We start from the raw sequence: 16,878 nt of genomic DNA on the forward strand, positions 1-16,878 counted from the left end.
GGAAGACATCGGAAAACGGTTCTAGCTTCGCGGTGGGACGAAATCTCCACCAACACCGGGAAGAGCTGCGATGGAAGTGTCCACATCGGCCGGACCGGTCGCCTCGAAAGCGCTGCTGGCGCTCCGCCTCGTCGCCACGGCGCACGCCGTGGCCATCTTCGGCCAGCCCGTGTTCGCGGGCGTGTTCCTCAGCGGCGACTACGACATGCTGCGCCTGCACGCCACCGGAGCCGACGTCGTGTTCTACCTGGCGCTGGTGCAGCTCGTCGCGGCGATGGTGCTGTGGTGGCGGCGCGGGGTGCGCTGGCCGAGCGCGGTCGCGCTGCTCATCGTGCTCGGCGAGACCGGCCAGTACTCCGCGGGGCTCTCCGGAGATCTCGAACTGCACATCCCGCTCGGTGTCGCCCTGGTCGCGCTGACCATCGTCTCGCTGTTCGTGCTGTGGCGGCCGGAGGTGGCCCGATGATGCACCGCCGCCGGTTCCTCGGTCTCGCGGGCGGCGCCGGAGTGGTGCTGGCCGCCGGTCTCGGTTATCCGCAGCTGCTGACCCCGCCCACCTCCGCCGGCACGCTGGTGCGCAGCGGTCTGCGGTTGCCCGCGCCGTTCCAGGTGCCGCTGAGCATCCCGCGCGTGCTCGAACCCGTGGTGCGGGACGCCGACGCCGACCGCTACGAGATCACGGCCAGGCAGGCCGAAGCGGAGATCCTGCCCGGTGTCCGGACCCCGATCTGGGGCTACGAAGGCACTTTCCCCGGGCCCACGATCGAGTCGAGGCGGCGGCGCACCACCGTCGTCCGCCACCGCAACGACCTGCCGGTGCCGACCGTGGTCCACCTGCACGGTGGCCGCACCCCACCGGAGTCCGACGGCTACCCGACGGATCTGGTGCTGCCGGCACGGGGCTGGCGCGCTGGCCACCACGGCATGCACGACCCCGACGCGGTCATCACGCAGGGCAGCCGCGACTACACCTTCCCGCTGGAGCAGCGCGCCGCGTTGCTCTGGTACCACGACCACCGGATGGACTTCACCGGCCCGGCCGTCTACCGCGGGCTCGCGGGCCTGCACATCGTCCGCGACGACGAGGAGGACGCCCTCCCGCTGCCGCGAGGCGACCGCGAACTGCCGCTGGTGATCACCGACCGCTCCTTCGCGGCCGACGGCACGTTCAGCTACCCCTCCCTCGACCGATCGCTGACCCGCGTGCCGGGCGTCACCGAGGCCTACGCCGCCGGAGTGCTGGGCGACGTCGTCCTGGTCAACGGCGCGCCGTGGCCGGTGCACGAGGTGTCGGCGACCCGGCACCGGCTGCGCGTGCTCAACGCCTCCAACGCCCGCCGCTACGAACTCGCCCTGGACCCACCGCCGCCGGCGGGAGCGGCCTTCGTGCAAATCGGTTCCGATGGCGGGCTGCTGGTGGCGCCCCGCGAACACCGCACCATCACGCTGGCCCCCGCCGAGCGCTACGACGTGGTCGTGGACTTCGGCGCCTACCCGGTGGGCACCGAGGTGACCGTGGTCAACCTGCTGGGTGCCGGCTCGACCCGCGACGTGATGCGCTTCCGGGTGGCGCGCGCGGAGCGCGACGACACCGCCATCCCGCCACGGCTGTCCGAAGTGGAGCAGCTCGCCCGCGGGCAGGCGGTGGTGACGAGGGATTTCGCCTTCACCAGCGGCCGGATCGGCAACAGGCACGGATGGCTGATCGGCGGCCGGGCGTTCGAGATCGGGCACGCGGCGGCCAGGCCGCGCCTCGGCGACGTCGAGATCTGGCGGTTCGTGACCGACCTGCACCACCCCGTCCACCTGCACCTGGTGAACTTCCAGGTGCTCTCCCGCGGCGGTCGCCCACCCGGGCCGCTGGACGGCGGGCTCAAGGACACCGTGGACCTCGGGCCGGGCGAGGCGGTGGAGGTGATCACGCGCTTCGACGGCTATCGCGGTCGCTACGTCTTCCACTGCCACAACGCCGAGCACGAGGACATGGGCATGATGGCGACCTTCGAGACGGTGTGAGCACGCGCGCGGAGGCACGGTTCCGTTCGTGCGCGCGGAAACGCCGTGGCACGAGGACGGCCGCTGTGACGTCGAGGAATCGTGGTCATGGCTGAGCCGTCGCGGCGCCGACGAAGACGGTGTGACAGCACGAAGGAGGGCCAAGACGTCGGCGACGTCCCGGCCCTCCTCCGTGCTCAGCTCGCTCAGGCGGGCACGCTCGCCACACCCGGTTCGAGGAACCGCTTGCCGTTGACCTGCTCCGACACGCCGGCGCGGTCGAGGTACGGGGTGATGCCGCCCAGCCAGAACGGCCAGCCCGCGCCCAGGATCATGCACAGGTCGAGGTCCTGCGCCTCGGCGACCACGCCCTCGTCGAGCATGATGCGGGCCTCCTCGGCCAGCGCCTTGAGCGCCCGCTCGCGCACCTGCTCCTCGGTGGAGGGGTTGTCGCCCTGCTGCCACAGCTCGGCGACCTCGGGGTCGACCTTCTGGTTGCCCTGCTCGTCCCACTGCCACACCGCGGTCTTGCCGGCGTCGACGAACCGCTGCAGGTTGTCGCTGACGCCGAACCGGTCCGGGTAGGCCCGGTGCATGGTGTGGTTGACGTGCTGGGCGACCGCCGGGCCGACCAGCTGCAGCAGCACCAGCGGGCTCATCGGCAGGCCGAGCGGGGTCAGCGCGCGGTCGGCCACCTCGAACGGGGTGCCCTCGTCGACCGCGGCGATGACCTCGCCCATGAACCGGGTGAGCAGCCGGTTGACCACGAACGCCGGGGCGTCCTTGACCAGCACGCACGACTTCTTCAGCTGCTTGCCGACCGAGAACGCCGTGGCCAGCGCGCCGTCGTCGGTCTTCTCACCGCGCACGATCTCCAGCAGCGGCAGCACCGCGACCGGGTTGAAGAAGTGGAAGCCCACGACCCGCTCGGGGTTGCGCAGCTGCGAGGCCATCTCGGTGATCGACAGCGACGAGGTGTTGGTGGCCAAGATCGCCTCGGGGGAGACGTGCTGCTCCAGCTCGGCGAACACCTTCTGCTTGACCGACATCTCCTCGAAGACGGCCTCGATCACGAAGTCGGCGTCGGAGAAGGCGCCCTTGTCCAGCGAGCCGGTGACCAGCGCCTTGAGCCGGTTGACCTCGTCGCCCGAGATGCGGCCCTTGCCCGCCAGCTTGTCGATCTCGCCGTGGATGTAGCCCACGCCCTTGTCGATGCGCGCCTGGTCGATGTCGGTGATGACCACCGGCACCTTCAGCCTGCGCACGAACAGCAGCGCCAGCTGCCCGGCCATCAGACCGGCGCCGACGACGCCGACCTTCTTGACCTCGCGCGCCAGCGACTTGTCCGGCGCACCCGCCGGGCGCTTGGCGCGCTTCTGGGTGAGGTCGAAGGAGTACAGGCCCGAACGCAGCTCGTCCGACATCAGCGCGTCGGCCAGCGCCTCGGTCTCGGCGGCGTAGCCGGCGTCGAGGTCGTCGTTGCGGGCGAGGTCGATCAGCTCGACGGCCTTGGTCACGGCGGGGGAGGCGCCGTGGGTGCGGGCCTCGACGATGCCCCTGGCGCGGTTGACCGCGTCGTCCCACGCCTGGCCGCGGTCGATCTCCGGCCGCTGCACGGTCTCCTCGCCGTTGACGACCCGCACCGCCCAGCGCAGCGACTCCTCCAGGAAGTCCGCGGCCTCGAGCTGCACGTCGAAGATGCCGAGCCCCGTGGCCTTCTTCGGGTTGAGCATCTTGTTCTGGTTCAGCGCGTTCTCGATGATCACGGTCACCGCGGCGTCCGCGCCGATGAGGTTGGGCAGCAGCTGGGTGCCGCCCCAGCCCGGGAACAGCCCGAGGAAGCACTCCGGGAACGCGATGGCGCCCGCGCCCTCCGAGACCGTGCGGTACCGGCAGGACAGCGCCAGCTCCAGGCCACCGCCCAGCGCCGCGCCGTTGACGAACGCGAAGGTCGGGATCTCGGACTCGGTCAGCCTGCGGAACACGTCGTGGCCGGTCTTGGCGACCTGGTGGGCGTGCTTGCGCTCGGCGATCTGCTTGACACCGGAGAGGTCGGCGCCGACGGCGAACACGAACGGCTTGCCGGTGACCGCGATGGCGGCCGGCTCGGCGGCGAAGGCCTCGTCGAGCGCGGCGTCCAGGCAGGACAGTCCGCCGGGGCCGAAGGTCGACGGCCGGGTGTGGTCGTGGCCGTTGTCGATGGTTACCAGGGCCAGCTTGCCGGACAGGCCCGGTACGTCCAGGAGCCGGGTGAACGCCTTGGTCACCACTTCGTCCGGGAACAGGGATGCGAAGTCGTCGCTCACCGCGCGCCTCCCTCGGTGTAGTTGGGGTTCTCCCAGATGACCGTGCCGCCCATGCCGAAGCCGATGCACATCGTGGTGATGCCGTAGCGGACCTCGGGGTGCTCGGCGAAGTGCCGCGAGAGCTGGGTCATCAGCCGCACGCCGGAGGAGGCCAGCGGGTGACCGCAGGCGATGGCGCCGCCCCACGGGTTGACCCGCGCGTCGTCGTCGGCGATGCCGAAGTGCTCCAGGAAGGCAAGCACCTGCACGGCGAAGGCCTCGTTGATCTCGAACAGGCCGATGTCGTCGATGCTCAGCCCGGCCTTCTGCAGGGCCTTCTCGGTGGCCGGCACCGGACCGACGCCCATGACCTCCGGCTCGACGCCGGCGAAGGCGTAGCCGACGAGCTTCATGCCGACCGGCAGGCCCAGCTCGCGGACGGTGTCGGCGTCGGCGATCAGGCAGCCGGTCGCGCCGTCGTTGAGGCCCGCGGCGTTGCCCGGGGTGACCCGGCCGTGCGGGCGGAACGGGGTCTTGAGGCCCGAGAGGGCCTCGACCGTGGTGCCCGGGCGCGGCGGCTCGTCGGCGGTGGCCAGGCCCCAGCCGTTCTCGGCCGAGCGGGTCGACACCGGCACCAGGTCCGGGGAGATCTTGCCCGCGCGCGCCGCCTCCTCGTAGCGCAGCTGGCTGAGCGCGGCGTAGGCGTCGGTGCGGTCCTTGGTCAGGCTCGGGTAGCGGTCGTGCACGTTCTCCGCGGTCGAGCCCATGACCAGCGCGGAGGGGTCGACGATCTTGTCGGCGACGTAGCGCGGGTTCGGGTCGGCGCCCTCGCCCATCGGGTGCCTGCCCATGTGCTCGACGCCGCCGGCGATCGCGACGTCGTAGGCGCCGAAGGCGATGCCGCTGGAGACGGTGGTCACGGCGGTCATGGCGCCCGCGCACATCCGGTCGATGGCGAAGCCGGGGACCGACTTGGGCAGCCCAGCCAGCAGCGCGGCGCTGCGGCCGATGGTCAGGCCCTGGTCGCCGGTCTGGGTGGTCGCGGCGATGGCGACCTCGTCGATGCGCTCGGGCGGGAGTTCGGGATGACGCCGCAGCAGTTCCCGGATGACCTTGACGACCATGTCGTCGGCGCGGGTCTCGGCGTACAGGCCCTTCGAGCCGGCCTTGCCGAACGGCGTGCGAACGCCGTCGACGAAGACCACGTCCCGAACAGCACGTGCTGCGCTGCGCGTGTCGGCGGCTGCCGACGCAGGTGCGGCCACGGCGTGCTCCTCACTTGGTGTGGTGGATTGTGCCTCGGCGGTGTTGTGGCGGGAGCGGGCCCGCTACCAGCCGGTAACGGCACTCTAGCGCTTATTACCCACCGGTAACCACACGCCTCGCCGTGTCGGGTGCCTCACATCCTCAACGCCCCGGTGGGGCGTTGAGTGGCCCCGGGGCGCCATCCGCGCGCCAGCGCGGATGCGGGGCGTGGGCGGATGGGGCGGTGTCGGTGTGTTGGGCTGGGCCGATGTCGGTGTGTGGGGCGGGGCCGGTGTCGGTGTGTTGGGCCGGGCCGGCGTCGGCGTGTGGGTTTGGTGATGTCGGACTTGCGCCGATGTGTCGGGCAAGCCGCGTGTCGGGCGGGCCTTGTGTCGGTGTGGCGGTGCGTTGGGTCCCCGACTCGCGAGGATGTGTCGGTAGGGCACCGTGTCGGGCGCCCAACTCCCGAGGCATGTCTGGCCGCGCGGCTTGCGTTGGCGTGTCGGTGTGGCGGTGTGTCTGCCCCGACGCGCGAGGGCGTCTTGCGTGCCCGACTCGCGGGGGTGTGTCGGATACGCGGGTTTGGCGCTGGTGTGTCGGAGCCGCTCCACGCTGGTGTGTCGGTCCCCGACTCGCGCTGACATGTTGGGTGTCCGGCGCGCATGTCAACGGCGGCCGAATGTGGACCCGGCTGCGGCGGCTGAAAATGGACCCACCCTGGTTGTTGATGTTTAGTCGTTGGTGTTGGTGGCCGCGGGCACGCGGCCGAGGTCTTGGCGGTCTTTGAGGCGGTAGCTGTCTCCTTTCAGTGAGATGACTTCGGCGTGGTGGACGAGGCGGTCGATCATGGCGGCGGCGACGACGTCGTCGCCGAAGACCTCGCCCCAGCGGCCGAAGGGTTTGTTGCTGGTGACGATCAGGCTGGCTCTCTCGTAGCGGGCGGAGACCAGCTGGAAGAACAGGTTCGCGGCTTCGGCTTCGAACGGGATGTAGCCGACCTCGTCGATGATCAGTAGCGGGATCCGGCCGAGTTTGACCAGTTCCTGCTGGAGTCGTCCGGCGTGGCTGGCCTCGGCGAGCCGGGCTACCCACCCGGCGGCGGTGGCAAACGAGACGCGGTGTCCGGCCTGGCAGGCCCGGATCCCGAGTCCGATCGACAGGTGGGTCTTGCCGGTGCCGGGAGGCCCGAGGAAGACCACGTTTTCCTTGCCCGCGATGAAGTCCAGTGTTCCGAGATGTGTGATCGTGTCGCGTTTGAGGGAGCGTTGGTGATCGAAATCGAACTCCTCCAGCGACTTCCTGCTCGGGAACCGGGCGGTGCGGATGCGGCCCTCGCCGCCGTGGGACTCGCGGGCGGCGACCTCGCGTTGCAGGCAGGCGGCCAGGAACTCCTCGTGGGACCAGTCCTCGGCCCGGGCCCGTTCGGCCAGCCGCTCGACCGCCCCGGCCAGCGACGGTGCCTTCAACGCCCGGGCGAGGTAGGCGATCTCGGCAGCCACGTTGCGACTACTGGTGGTGGGTTTGCCGGTCATCACGCCACCCCCTGGTCATCGGTGGTGTCGGTGTCGAGGCCGAGTGCGCGGTCGTAGTCGGCGAGCTCGCGGTGCTCGACGGGTGTGTCGACCGGGCGCAGGCTGGCCCGGCGGGCTTGCTGGCGCAGCCTGGCTGCGGCGGTGGCGTGGTCGGGGTCGGTGATGCTCTGGTGCGCCGCCCAACACCGCTGATGCCGGGCGACCAGGCCGCCACCTTGGCAGGACACTTCCACGTGCTCTAGATCGCCGGTGATCTCGACGCGGTGACCGATCGCCGACGGGTGCACCGAGTAGTCGTTGGCGCCCAACCGCACGTAGTGATCACGCGGCAGCCGGATACTCGCGCGCCATCCGGTCACTGGGGCCACCGGCGGCAAGGCCAGCATGGCTTGCCGTCGTGCTCCCACCGGTCGGCCGGCCGACACCCGAGGATGCGGTGGTGACGTTGGTTGGCCCGAACCAGCCAGTCGGCCAGCTGGGTGTTGAAATCAGCCGGTGAGGTGAACCGGCGGCCGGGCAGAAACGAGGTCTCCAGATAGCCGTTGGCCCGTTCCACCAGCCTTTGGCCTCCGGGTCACCGAGGCGGCATTGGATCACCGCGATCCCGAGCGTCCCGCGAAAAGCGTTCATCGCCTCGGTCAGCACCGGCCGACCGGCCTTGCGGAACCCGACCGCGGACTCGTTGTCCCACACCAGCGTCTTGGGCACCCGCCCCCACCCCGACAACAGCGCCCAGTGCCCGGCCAGCAGATCCGGGCCCTGCCGCGACGGGATCAACCTCGCGGCGATCACCCGCGAATAGCCCGACACCATCACCAGCACCGGCGGCCGCCCCACCTGCCCGAACCCCAGCGGGATATCGACCGGCGGGAACCACAGGTCGCATTGGGCCAGCTCACCGGGCTGATACACCGTCCGCGACACCGGATCAGGCGGCAGGAACAACGGGCGCAACTCCCGCACCCGGTCCTTGAGCACCGTCAGGCCCCGCAGCCAGCCGATCCTCTCGGCGATCACCGGCACCGGCATCGTCGGCCACTCCGCCAACAACGCCCGGATCTGCGGCTCCACCGCATCCACGACCGAGCCCTTCGACGGCCGCTGATACCGCGGCGGCCCCTCCGAAGCCAACGCCCGCCGCACCGTGTTCCGCCCGACACCCAGCTTCCGGACGATCGCCCGAATCGGCATGCCCTCACACCGATGCAACCGACGGATCTCTGCCCAGTCCTCCACGCTGATCACTCCCTACTTGTCAGGGAGTGGGTCCGATTTCGCCCGCCCACACCGGGTCAGGATTCACCCGTCCGCGACAGCGCAGCGGTATGTCGGGCGTCGGACTCGCCGTTGGCGTGTCCGGTCCCCAACTCGCGCTGGTGTGTTGTGTGCCCCGCGCGTAGCGGCGTGTTGGTTGTCGGATCGCGCGGGTGTGTCCGATCCCCAGCTCGTGCTGGGCGGTCGGTCCACGACTCGCGCCGGTGTGTCGGCCAGGCCGTGTGTCGGTGTGGCGGTGTGCCGGGTGTCCGACTCGCGGGGGTGTGTCGGGCAGGCCGTGTGTCGGCGCAGCGGTGTGCCGGGTGTCCGACTCGCGGGGGTGTGTCGGGTACGTGGCTTGTAGGGAGCTGCCGTGTGTCGGTACCCGCGCCCGCCGCTGCGCGGTCTTCTGGCCGCCGTCGCAGCCTCCCGCTGTCGCCGTCCCGGCCTAGGCTCTGGCCATGCTGTACACGCCGTCGGCTGTCGCTCCCGATCTGGTGCCGGATCTGGTCACCGGCTGGACGGCCGATGTGGGTGGGCAGGCGAGTCTGGTGCCGGACGGTTGCGTCGACGTCCTGTGGATCAGCACCGGCGTGGTGCGCGTCTGCGGGCCCGAGACCGCTGCGTGGTCGTTCCGCTTCCCCGCCGGGGTCGAGGCCGTGGGGGTGCGGTTCCGGCCGGGGCGTGCCGGGAGCGTGCTGGGTTTCGACACCGCCGACGTGCGGGACCGGCGGGTCGGGCTGGACGACGTGCTCGGGTCGCGCGCGCAGCGGCTGCTCTCCGAGCAGCTCGGCGACGCGGGCGACCAGCGGAAACGGCTCGGCATCCTGCAGGAACACGCCCGCAGGTGGCTGGCCGGGGCCGCGCCGCAGGACCCGGCGACCGAGACGGTGCGGCGGATGCTCCTGCACGACACCAGCACCACCGTCGCGACCATGGCGCAGGCGACCGGGCTGAGCGAGCGGCAGCTCAACCGGCGTTGCACGCGCACCTTCGGGTACGGGCCGTCGATGCTGCGGCGCATCCTGCGGCTCCAGGGCTTCCTGCGGATGGCCCGCCACCCCGGCGCTCCCGCCGGGTTGGCCGAACTCGCGGCCGCCGCCGGTTACACCGACCAGTCGCACCTCTCACGCGACTGCCGCCAGATCGGTGGGGCGAGCCCTCGCGAGCTCATCAGCGGTTGAGGGGGAGCGGAGGACCGCGGTGTCCGATCCGTACACGACAACCTGACCTCGGCGGAGCATGCTCTGGTGCATGAGTGACATCTCCGAGCGCTACCGGGCGCTGGCCGCCGAGTTCACCCGCCGCGTCGCGGCCGTTCCCGCCGGAAGCTGGGAAAACCCCTCGCCATGCGAGGGCTGGACGGCACGGGACGTGCTGCGCCACGTCGTCGAGGTGCACCGCGACATGCCGTCGTGGGCGGGGCTGTCGGTCACCCTGCACCGCCACGTCGACGACGACCCGGTCGGTGCGTGGAGCGAGGCCCGCGACGCCATCCAGGAACTGCTGGAAGATCCCGACCGCGCGGGCAAGCGGTACGACGGGATTTTCGGGCCGACCACAGCGGAGGCGACCGTCGACCGCTTCCTCGGCTTCGACCTCCTGGTGCACGGCTGGGACATCGCGCGCGCCACCGGGCAGGACGAGTCGCTGCCCGAGCACGAGGTCACCAGGGTCTACGCCGACGCCCGCGCCCTCGGTGACAACCTCCGCAGGAGCGGAGTCTGCGGCCCCGAGGTCGTCGTCGGTGAGGACGCGTCGGAACAGGAGAAGTTGCTGGCGTTCCTCGGCCGCCGACCGTAAGTCCGGGACGACTAGAGCCGGATTTCCGCGTCCCAGCGCCGGATTTCCGGGCGCCCCACCGCCGGATTCCGGTGGTGGGGCGGGATTGTGCCGACGCGCGCAGCCTTGTGCCTGCACTGGCGCTGCGCGCTTAGCGCTCGCGTCGGCCGCGCGGCTCTCGCAGCGGTCCGGCAGCGATCGCGACTCGCCCATAACACGGGCTGGCCCCAAGACATTGAGCCCGGACACGAACACGGGGCATCGCCACAAAGCCGCACCGGACCCAGAACACCGGGCGAGCCCAAAACTGGGCCAGTCCCCACTCTCCGGCCGGACCATAACGCCCCGGCCGGAGCCACGACTCCCGGCTGCAGCGCCAGCGCCCGCGCCGCGGGCCTACTCCGTCGCGGCCGGTTCGGCGTGCAGTGCGGTGCTGAGGGCGTTCGCGGTCAGCGCGATCTGCCACTCGCGGGCGCCCTTCTCGCGCAGCAGTCGCGCGACGGCTTCCTCGCCGATGTCCTCCGGCGGCGCCCAGCAGGTGCGGCGGACGAGATCGGGCAGCAGCAGGTTCTCCGCGGGCAACTGGTGCTTCTCGGCGAGCTCGGAGAGCTTCGCGCGGGCCGCGGTAAGCCGGGCCGCGGCGGCCGGATCGCGGTCGGCCCACCGGTTGGGCGGTGGCGGACCGTCGTTGGGCGGCGAGGCCACCGGAAGCTCGTCGGCCGACAGCCGACGCGCGTTGCGCAGGGCGTGCAGCCACATCGAGGCGCGGCGCCGTTGCTGCCTGCCGCCGAAGACCGGCAGCGCGGTCAGCTCCGCCTCCGTCTTCGGATTCGCCTGCGCGGCCTGCACTATCGAGCTGTCGGGCAGGATGCGCCCCGGCGCGATGTCGCGTTCGCGGGCGACCGCGTCACGCGCCTCCCACAGCGCGCGGACCGCCGCGAGCTGGCGGGGGCTGCGCACCCGGTGGATGCCGGACGTGCGGCGCCACGGTTCGGCGCGCGGCGGCGCGGGCGGGGCGGCGCGTACGGCTTCGAACTCCTCCCACGCCCACTCGAGCTTGTCCTGGCGCTCCAGCTCGGCGTGCATCGCCTCGCGCAGGGCGACCAGCAACTCGACGTCGAGCGCGGCGTAGGCGAGCCAGTCCGCGGGCAGCGGACGGCGCGACCAGTCGGCCGCGCTGTGGCCCTTCTCGAGCCGGTAGCCGAGCATGCGCTCGACGAGTGCGCCGAGCGAGACCCGGTCGAACCCGGCGAGACGGCCGGCCAGTTCGGTGTCGAACAGCCGCGCGGGCCGCAGATCCAGCTCGGCCAGGCACGGCAGGTCCTGCGACGCCGCGTGCAGCACCCACTCGGTGTCGTCCAACGCGGTGGCCAGGGGTTCCAGCGAGCCCGCCAGCGCGATCGGATCGACCAGCACCGTGCCCGCGCCCTCCCGGCGCAGTTGCACCAGGTAGGCGCGCTGCGAGTAGCGGTAACCCGAGGCTCGCTCGGTGTCGACCGCCACCGGGCCGGTTCCCGCGGCGAGCGCGGTAGCGGCGGCTTGCAGCGCGACGGGGGAGTCGACCACCGGCGGTACGCCGTCGGCCGGCTCGGTCAGCAGCACCGGTTCCGGGCGGCCGGGTCCGGTGGACTCGGGAGTTGCAGCTTCCACGGCCATCAGACCTTACGTGTTCCGGTCCTTGGTGTGGGCTGGACTGCCCGAGGTCGCCGGTCCGGCCGCACCGGGGTCGGCGGTGCGGGCGCCGAGGGGGCGCCCGCACCAGTGGATCTCTCAGCCCGTCATCTGATCACCCCGGCGCGCATGGCCAGGGCGACCATCTGAGCCCGGTCGGCCGGTGCCCAGCTTGCGGCCGATCCGCGACAGGTGGCTCTTCACCGTGAGCGCGGACAGGTTGAGCGCCTCGCCGATCTCCTTGTTGGATCGGCCGTCGGCCACGAGTTGGAGCACCTCCACTTCACGCCCGGAAAGCTCCCGGGGCGTGTTGTCGGTTCCCGGAACCCTCGTGCCCGCGGCGAGAACCGGGGCCACGCTGGGATCGGCATACACGCCGCCGTCGAGAACGCGGCGCACCCCGTCGGTGACCACCATCGGCGAGGCCGACTTCAGCAGGTACGCCTGCGCACCTGCCTGGAAGGCGGCCCGGACCGCGTAGGGGTCATCGGACGAAGCGAGCACCACGATCCGCGGCCAGCCCTGGGTACGGAGTTCCGTCACCAGGTCGATGCCGGTCCCGTCGGGGAGTCCGAGATCGAGGATGGCGAGGTCGCACGGACCGGTCGCCAGGGCCCGAGCCCTGGCCTCGGCCATCGATGCGGCCTCGTGCACCGTGCCGGCGCCCATCTGCAGCAACCGGGCGGCGATTGCCTCCCGGAGCAGCGGATGGTCATCCACCACGAGCACCGTGAACAGCTCTTCCCGCGGGTGCGGGACCATGTTGGCCGGCAAAGCGCCGGCAGGCGTGGTTCGAGCGGCCTGACCTAAGCCGACGGCAGCCACGTCACTACCTCCCTGGAGTCGGTCGTGCCCCCCGACCGGCACCGGGACTCTCGACCAATCAGCCGCGCCACTGATCGACCGAAAGTGGTGTCGTCGGGGGCAGCGTAACCGCCCAAGCGGGTCAGCGGGACGATCAATCGGGTATGTATCCCGATCGAGTTGTTACTCGGACATGATTGCATCGCTCAATCGGGTGACAGTAGGCGATCTGGCTAACGTCGGTACGTGGCGGAACGACACACCTAGATTGCGGATCGTGAAAAGTTTGCGCATTCAATCGTTTCGATCGGGCCGACGGGAGGTCTCGGGGGCGGTCGGCCCGCCTCGGCGTGTCGCGGCGCGGCGTCGCGGTCAGGCGTGAGCAATGCAGAAATGTAACGGAACGCGCTTGGGTGGTCACGCTTCGTGCGACTGGCGTTCGAGTGACGAGCGGTGAACGGTCGGCGGGGAGTGATCAATGACGGCTCTCCCGCGGCGAACGGTCGCCGCTTCGGGTGAGAACGGCGGGTGACCGGTTGGCGACTCTCCGACGGCGATCGGTCGGCGTTCGGGTGGCAGCGCCGAGCGGCCTGCCTCCTGCGGCGAGTGGCAGTGCGAGGACGGCTGTGGCGTGGCATTCGGGTGCCGGACGGTCACGCAGCGGAACGGGCGGTCCCGGCCCGGTCGGGGCAATCCGGTGCGCACGGCGGCTTCCGGCGGCCACGGGCGATCCGAGGGGCCGATCGGAGCCCAGCACTGAGGCATACGCGGCGGCGTCTCGCGCGACTCACCGGAACCGCTCCGCACACCGTCGGAACGCGCGTCGGAGCCGAGGGGCCACGGCGAGCGCAGCGAGCGTCACGCAGCCGGCAAAACCATGACGAGGTAGCTGCACGCGGTCGACATCCAGCACGAGACCCCAGCCGTCATCAGGCTCAGGGCCGGAAGCTGGGCCGACGCCCGGAATTGCGCGCCCGCGCCCCGTGAGCGCCGAGGCGCGGTCAGCAGGGGCGGCCGTTGTCCGCCGTGCGGGGCCCGAGCATCGAGACGCCTTCCGGCGGGAGCCCGGCCGCGGTCGCCATCAGCTGGTGGAACGCCGCCCCGTGCGGTCCGAGGTCGGCGTCGGTCGCGGTCCACGACCCGCGCAGCTCCAGGTCGTGGCTGCGCGTGGGTCCCGCGATGTCGCCGAAGCGGGCCGACGACGTCAGCGTCACCGTGCCGCCCAGCGCCGTCCACGACGCCCCGGAGTCCTCCAGCGCGTCGGTGAGCCAGGACCAGCCGACGGCGGGCAGCAGCGGGTCGGTCGCCAGTTCGGGATCGAGCTCCACCCGCAGGTAGATGACCAGCCGAAGCACGCCCTTCCACGCCTCCTGGCCGTCCGGGTCGTGCAGCAGGACGAACCGCGCGGTTGCCAGCTCGCCCGCCGGTCCGTTGGCCTCCGCCGCGACCGCGTAGGCCCACGGCGCGAGCCGCCGCGGCGGCCCGACCTCGCTGACCTCGATCTCCTGGCGCGGGCGGGACGACTTCAACGCGGCAACCGCCTGCCGGAACAACTCGGGCGCCACCGGCATCTCCGTCACACCGATGCACTGTAGGCGCCCGTGCGGCGACGGCGCGGCAAGCCACGCCGAGCCGCGCCGAGAAAGATCAAGACGGCCCCGGCGGTGCCGCCGGAGCCGTCGTGCGGGCGTGCGAAGATGGCCTTCGCAAGCCGGTTTCCCGCGAGTTCGGCAAGCCATGACCGCCCGGGGACCGACCACACGACCCACGGGCAGCACTTCGATGACGAATTCCGCACCGGTCACGCCCCGCCGCGACCTCGCCGACGCACCCCTGCTGGCCGCTGCTCGCGGCGAGACGCCCCGGCACACGCCGGTCTGGTTCATGCGGCAGGCGGGCCGCTCGCTGCCGGAGTACCGCAAGGTGCGCGAAGGCATCCCGATGCTGCAGTCGTGCCTGACGCCCGACCTGGTGTGCGAGATCACCGCGCAGCCGGTGCGCCGCCACGGCGTGGACGCCGCGATCCTGTTCAGCGACATCGTGCTCCCGCTGCACGCCGCCGGTGTGGGGCTGGACATCGTGGCGGGCACCGGACCGGTGGTGGCCGAGCCGGTGCGCACCGCCGCCGACGTCGCGGCGCTGCCGTCGCTGGCGCCCGAGCAGGTCTCCAAGGTCGGTGACGCGGTCGGCCTGCTGCTCGACGAGCTGGGCAGCACGCCGCTGATCGGCTTCGCCGGTGCGCCTTTCACGCTGGCCTCCTACCTCGTCGAGGGCGGCCCGAGCCGCAACCACGAGCGCACCAAGGCGCTGATGCACTCCGAGCCCGCGACCTGGCACGCGCTGCTGGAGAAGCTGGCCGACACGACGCTGACTTTCCTGCGGACCCAGCTCGCCGCTGGCGTGGACGCGATCCAGCTCTTCGACTCCTGGGCCGGTGCGCTGTCGCTGCGCGACTACCGCGAGTTCGTGCTGCCGCACAGCCGCCGCATCTTCGAGGGCGTCGCCGAGACGCCGGGCGCCGCCGGCGTGCCCAAGATCCACTTCGGGGTGGGCACCGGCGAGCTGCTGGGCGCGATGCGCTCGGCGGGCGCCGACGTCGTGGGCGTCGACTGGCGGGTCCCGCTCGACACCGCGGCGCAGCGGCTGCGCGAGGCCGGACCGGACCAGGGGGCGCCGGTCGTGCAGGGCAACCTCGACCCCGCGGTGCTGTTCGCGGGCTGGGAGGCCGTCGAGCGGGAGGTGCGCCGCATCCTCGCCGAGGGGCGGGCCGCGGGCGGGCACATCTTCAACCTCGGTCACGGCGTGCTGCCGAGCACCGATCCCGGTGTGCTGACCAGGGTCGTCGAACTCGTGCACGCCGAGAGCGCGCGGTGAGCCGAGGCGAGGTGCCGCAGCGGGTCGCGGTCGTCGGCGGCGGCGCGGCCGGGCTGGCCGCCGCGTACGAGCTGCGCCGGGAGCTCGGGCCGCAGGCGCACATCACCCTGGTCGAGCAGACCGACCGGCTCGGCGGGAAGCTGCGCACGGTCCGGCTGGCGGGCCGCGAGTTCGACCTCGGAGCCGAGGCGTTCCTGGTGCGCAGGCCCGAAGTCCTGCGGCTGGCCGAGGAGCTGGGCGTCGACGACGGCATCGTGTACCCGGGCAGCGCCTCGGCCACGGTGCGCGCCGGCGGACGGACCCGGCCGCTGCCCGGCGGCACCGTCATGGGTGTGCCGTCCTCGCCCGAAGCCGTCCAGGACGTCCTGTCCGAAGCGGGCGTCGCGGCGGTGCGCGCGGAGGCCGACCTGCCGCCGCTGGAACTGGGCGGAGCCGACGTGTCGGTCGGCAGGCTGCTGCGCGAACGGGTCGGCGACGAGGTCGTCGACCGGCTGGTGGAGCCGCTGCTCGGCGGGGTCTACGCGGGCAACGCCGACCTGCTCGGCCTGCGCGCGACGATCCCCGCGCTCGCCGCGGCCATCGACGCCGGCGCGCAGTCGGTCACGGCCGCGGCGGCCGCGGCGCTGCCCGCGCCGAGCGAGCCGGGGCGCAAGCCGCCGGTGTTCGGCGCCTTCGCCAACGGCTACCAGCGGCTGGTCGACGAGCTCGTCCGCGAGTGCGCCGCCGAGGTCCGCCTCGGGCTGCCGGTGCGGGCGGTGGAGCGCAGCGGAACCGGATGGCGGCTGGAGATCGGCTCCGCGCCGACCCCGGACGTGCTGGAGGCCGACGCGGTCGTGCTCGCCGTCCCCGCTCCCGCGGCCCGCCGGCTGCTTTCCGGCGTGGTGCCGGAGGCCGCCGACCGGATGGCCGGGGTGGACGTCGCCTCCATGGTCGTCGTCGGCCTGGCCCTGCCGCCCGAGACGCCGTTGCCCGACGCTTCGGGCGTGCTGATCGCGCGCGGCGAGACCCACGCCGACGGCACGCCGTTCACCGCCAAGGCGTTCACCTTCTCCAGCCGCAAGTGGCCGCACCTGCGCGGCGAGAACGGCGAGCTGCTGGTCCGCGGTTCGGTGGGTCGCTTCGGCGAGACCGAGGAACTGCGGCTGACCGACGAGGAGCTGCTGCGCCGGGTGCGCGCCGACCTCTCCGAGCTGATCGGCGCGGCCGTCGACCCGGTCGACACCGCCGTGCTGCGCTGGGGCGGCGGGCTGCCGCAGTACGGCGTCGGGCACCTCGACGCGATCTCCGGCATCGAGCGAGCCGTCGGCGAGGTGCCGGGGCTGGCCGTGGCGGGTGCCGCGCTGCACGGCCTCGGCGTGCCCGCCTGCGTGGCGACCGGGCAGGCGGCCGCGGCCAAGGTCACGCGAGACCTCGTGGCGGCCTGACCAGGTCGCGGT

Annotated in this window: 11 protein-coding genes and 2 pseudogenes; 6 read left to right on the forward strand and 7 right to left on the reverse strand. The window is 72.1% G+C overall.

Going from position 1 to position 16,878, the window contains the following annotated elements:
- The first annotated feature begins 70 nt into the window (after nucleotides 1–70).
- Together SACE_RS08940 and SACE_RS08945 are read left to right on the forward strand one after the other, a co-directional pair.
- A complete protein-coding gene (locus SACE_RS08940) occupies nucleotides 71–466 on the forward strand; it encodes a hypothetical protein (RefSeq protein WP_009947307.1) in 396 nt (131 codons plus the stop codon).
- Nucleotides 463–2,016: a multicopper oxidase family protein gene (locus SACE_RS08945; protein ID WP_011873476.1), complete on the forward strand. Its 1,554-nt coding sequence runs from the start codon at nucleotides 463–465 to the stop codon at nucleotides 2,014–2,016. The genes SACE_RS08940 and SACE_RS08945 overlap by 4 nt, the downstream gene beginning before the upstream one ends.
- Nucleotides 2,017–2,201: 185 nt before the next feature.
- Here SACE_RS08945 and SACE_RS08950 read toward each other — a convergent pair whose 3' ends face one another.
- The 4 genes and pseudogenes from SACE_RS08950 to istA all read right to left on the reverse strand — a co-directional run bounded on the left by SACE_RS08950 (nucleotide 2,202) and on the right by istA (nucleotide 8,302).
- Nucleotides 2,202–4,301 (reverse strand): 3-hydroxyacyl-CoA dehydrogenase NAD-binding domain-containing protein, encoded by a 2,100-nt coding sequence (locus tag SACE_RS08950; RefSeq protein ID WP_009947304.1) that lies wholly within the window; start codon nucleotides 4,299–4,301, stop codon nucleotides 2,202–2,204.
- A complete protein-coding gene (locus SACE_RS08955) occupies nucleotides 4,298–5,545 on the reverse strand; it encodes a thiolase family protein (protein ID WP_011873477.1) in 1,248 nt (415 codons plus the stop codon). The genes SACE_RS08950 and SACE_RS08955 overlap by 4 nt, the downstream gene beginning before the upstream one ends.
- A 711-nt stretch (nucleotides 5,546–6,256) precedes the next feature.
- Nucleotides 6,257–7,057 carry an IS21-like element helper ATPase IstB gene (gene istB / locus SACE_RS08960; protein ID WP_044547220.1) on the reverse strand — a complete coding sequence of 267 codons (801 nt, stop codon included), beginning with the start codon at nucleotides 7,055–7,057 and terminating at the stop codon, nucleotides 6,257–6,259.
- Nucleotides 7,057–8,302: pseudogene (gene istA / locus SACE_RS08965) on the reverse strand (IS21 family transposase). Before istA ends, istB begins: the two are co-directional and overlap by 1 nt.
- A 470-nt stretch (nucleotides 8,303–8,772) precedes the next feature.
- On the opposite strand from istA, the gene SACE_RS08970 reads away from it, so the two are divergent.
- Complete coding sequence (locus tag SACE_RS08970) at nucleotides 8,773–9,495, forward strand: helix-turn-helix domain-containing protein (RefSeq protein ID WP_009942705.1); 723 nt, start codon at nucleotides 8,773–8,775, stop codon at nucleotides 9,493–9,495.
- 70 nt (nucleotides 9,496–9,565) lie between these two features.
- Nucleotides 9,566–10,114: a TIGR03086 family metal-binding protein gene (locus SACE_RS08975; protein ID WP_009942703.1), complete on the forward strand. Its 549-nt coding sequence runs from the start codon at nucleotides 9,566–9,568 to the stop codon at nucleotides 10,112–10,114.
- Nucleotides 10,115–10,489: 375 nt separating this feature from the next.
- Here SACE_RS08975 and SACE_RS08980 read toward each other — a convergent pair whose 3' ends face one another.
- The 3 genes and pseudogenes from SACE_RS08980 to SACE_RS08990 all read right to left on the reverse strand — a co-directional run bounded on the left by SACE_RS08980 (nucleotide 10,490) and on the right by SACE_RS08990 (nucleotide 14,139).
- Nucleotides 10,490–11,749 carry an HRDC domain-containing protein gene (locus tag SACE_RS08980; protein WP_009942701.1) on the reverse strand — a complete coding sequence of 420 codons (1,260 nt, stop codon included), beginning with the start codon at nucleotides 11,747–11,749 and terminating at the stop codon, nucleotides 10,490–10,492.
- Nucleotides 11,750–11,871: 122 nt separating this feature from the next.
- Nucleotides 11,872–12,589, reverse strand: a pseudogene (locus tag SACE_RS08985) (response regulator).
- Nucleotides 12,590–13,569: 980 nt separating this feature from the next.
- Nucleotides 13,570–14,139 (reverse strand): DUF3000 domain-containing protein, encoded by a 570-nt coding sequence (locus tag SACE_RS08990; RefSeq protein ID WP_085982274.1) that lies wholly within the window; start codon nucleotides 14,137–14,139, stop codon nucleotides 13,570–13,572.
- Between the two features lie 211 nt (nucleotides 14,140–14,350).
- Here SACE_RS08990 and hemE point away from each other — a divergent pair, with 211 nt between their 5' ends.
- Entirely contained in the window at nucleotides 14,351–15,442 is a 1,092-nt protein-coding gene (hemE, locus tag SACE_RS08995) for a uroporphyrinogen decarboxylase (protein WP_009942699.1), read from the forward strand.
- Nucleotides 15,439–16,866: a protoporphyrinogen oxidase gene (gene hemG / locus SACE_RS09000; protein WP_009942698.1), complete on the forward strand. Its 1,428-nt coding sequence runs from the start codon at nucleotides 15,439–15,441 to the stop codon at nucleotides 16,864–16,866. Before hemE ends, hemG begins: the two co-directional genes overlap by 4 nt.
- Nucleotides 16,867–16,878: the final 12 nt, after the last annotated feature.

Origin of the sequence: Saccharopolyspora erythraea NRRL 2338 (genome assembly GCF_000062885.1) — a bacterium.
GTDB classification, from domain to species: domain Bacteria; phylum Actinomycetota; class Actinomycetes; order Mycobacteriales; family Pseudonocardiaceae; genus Saccharopolyspora_D; species Saccharopolyspora_D erythraea.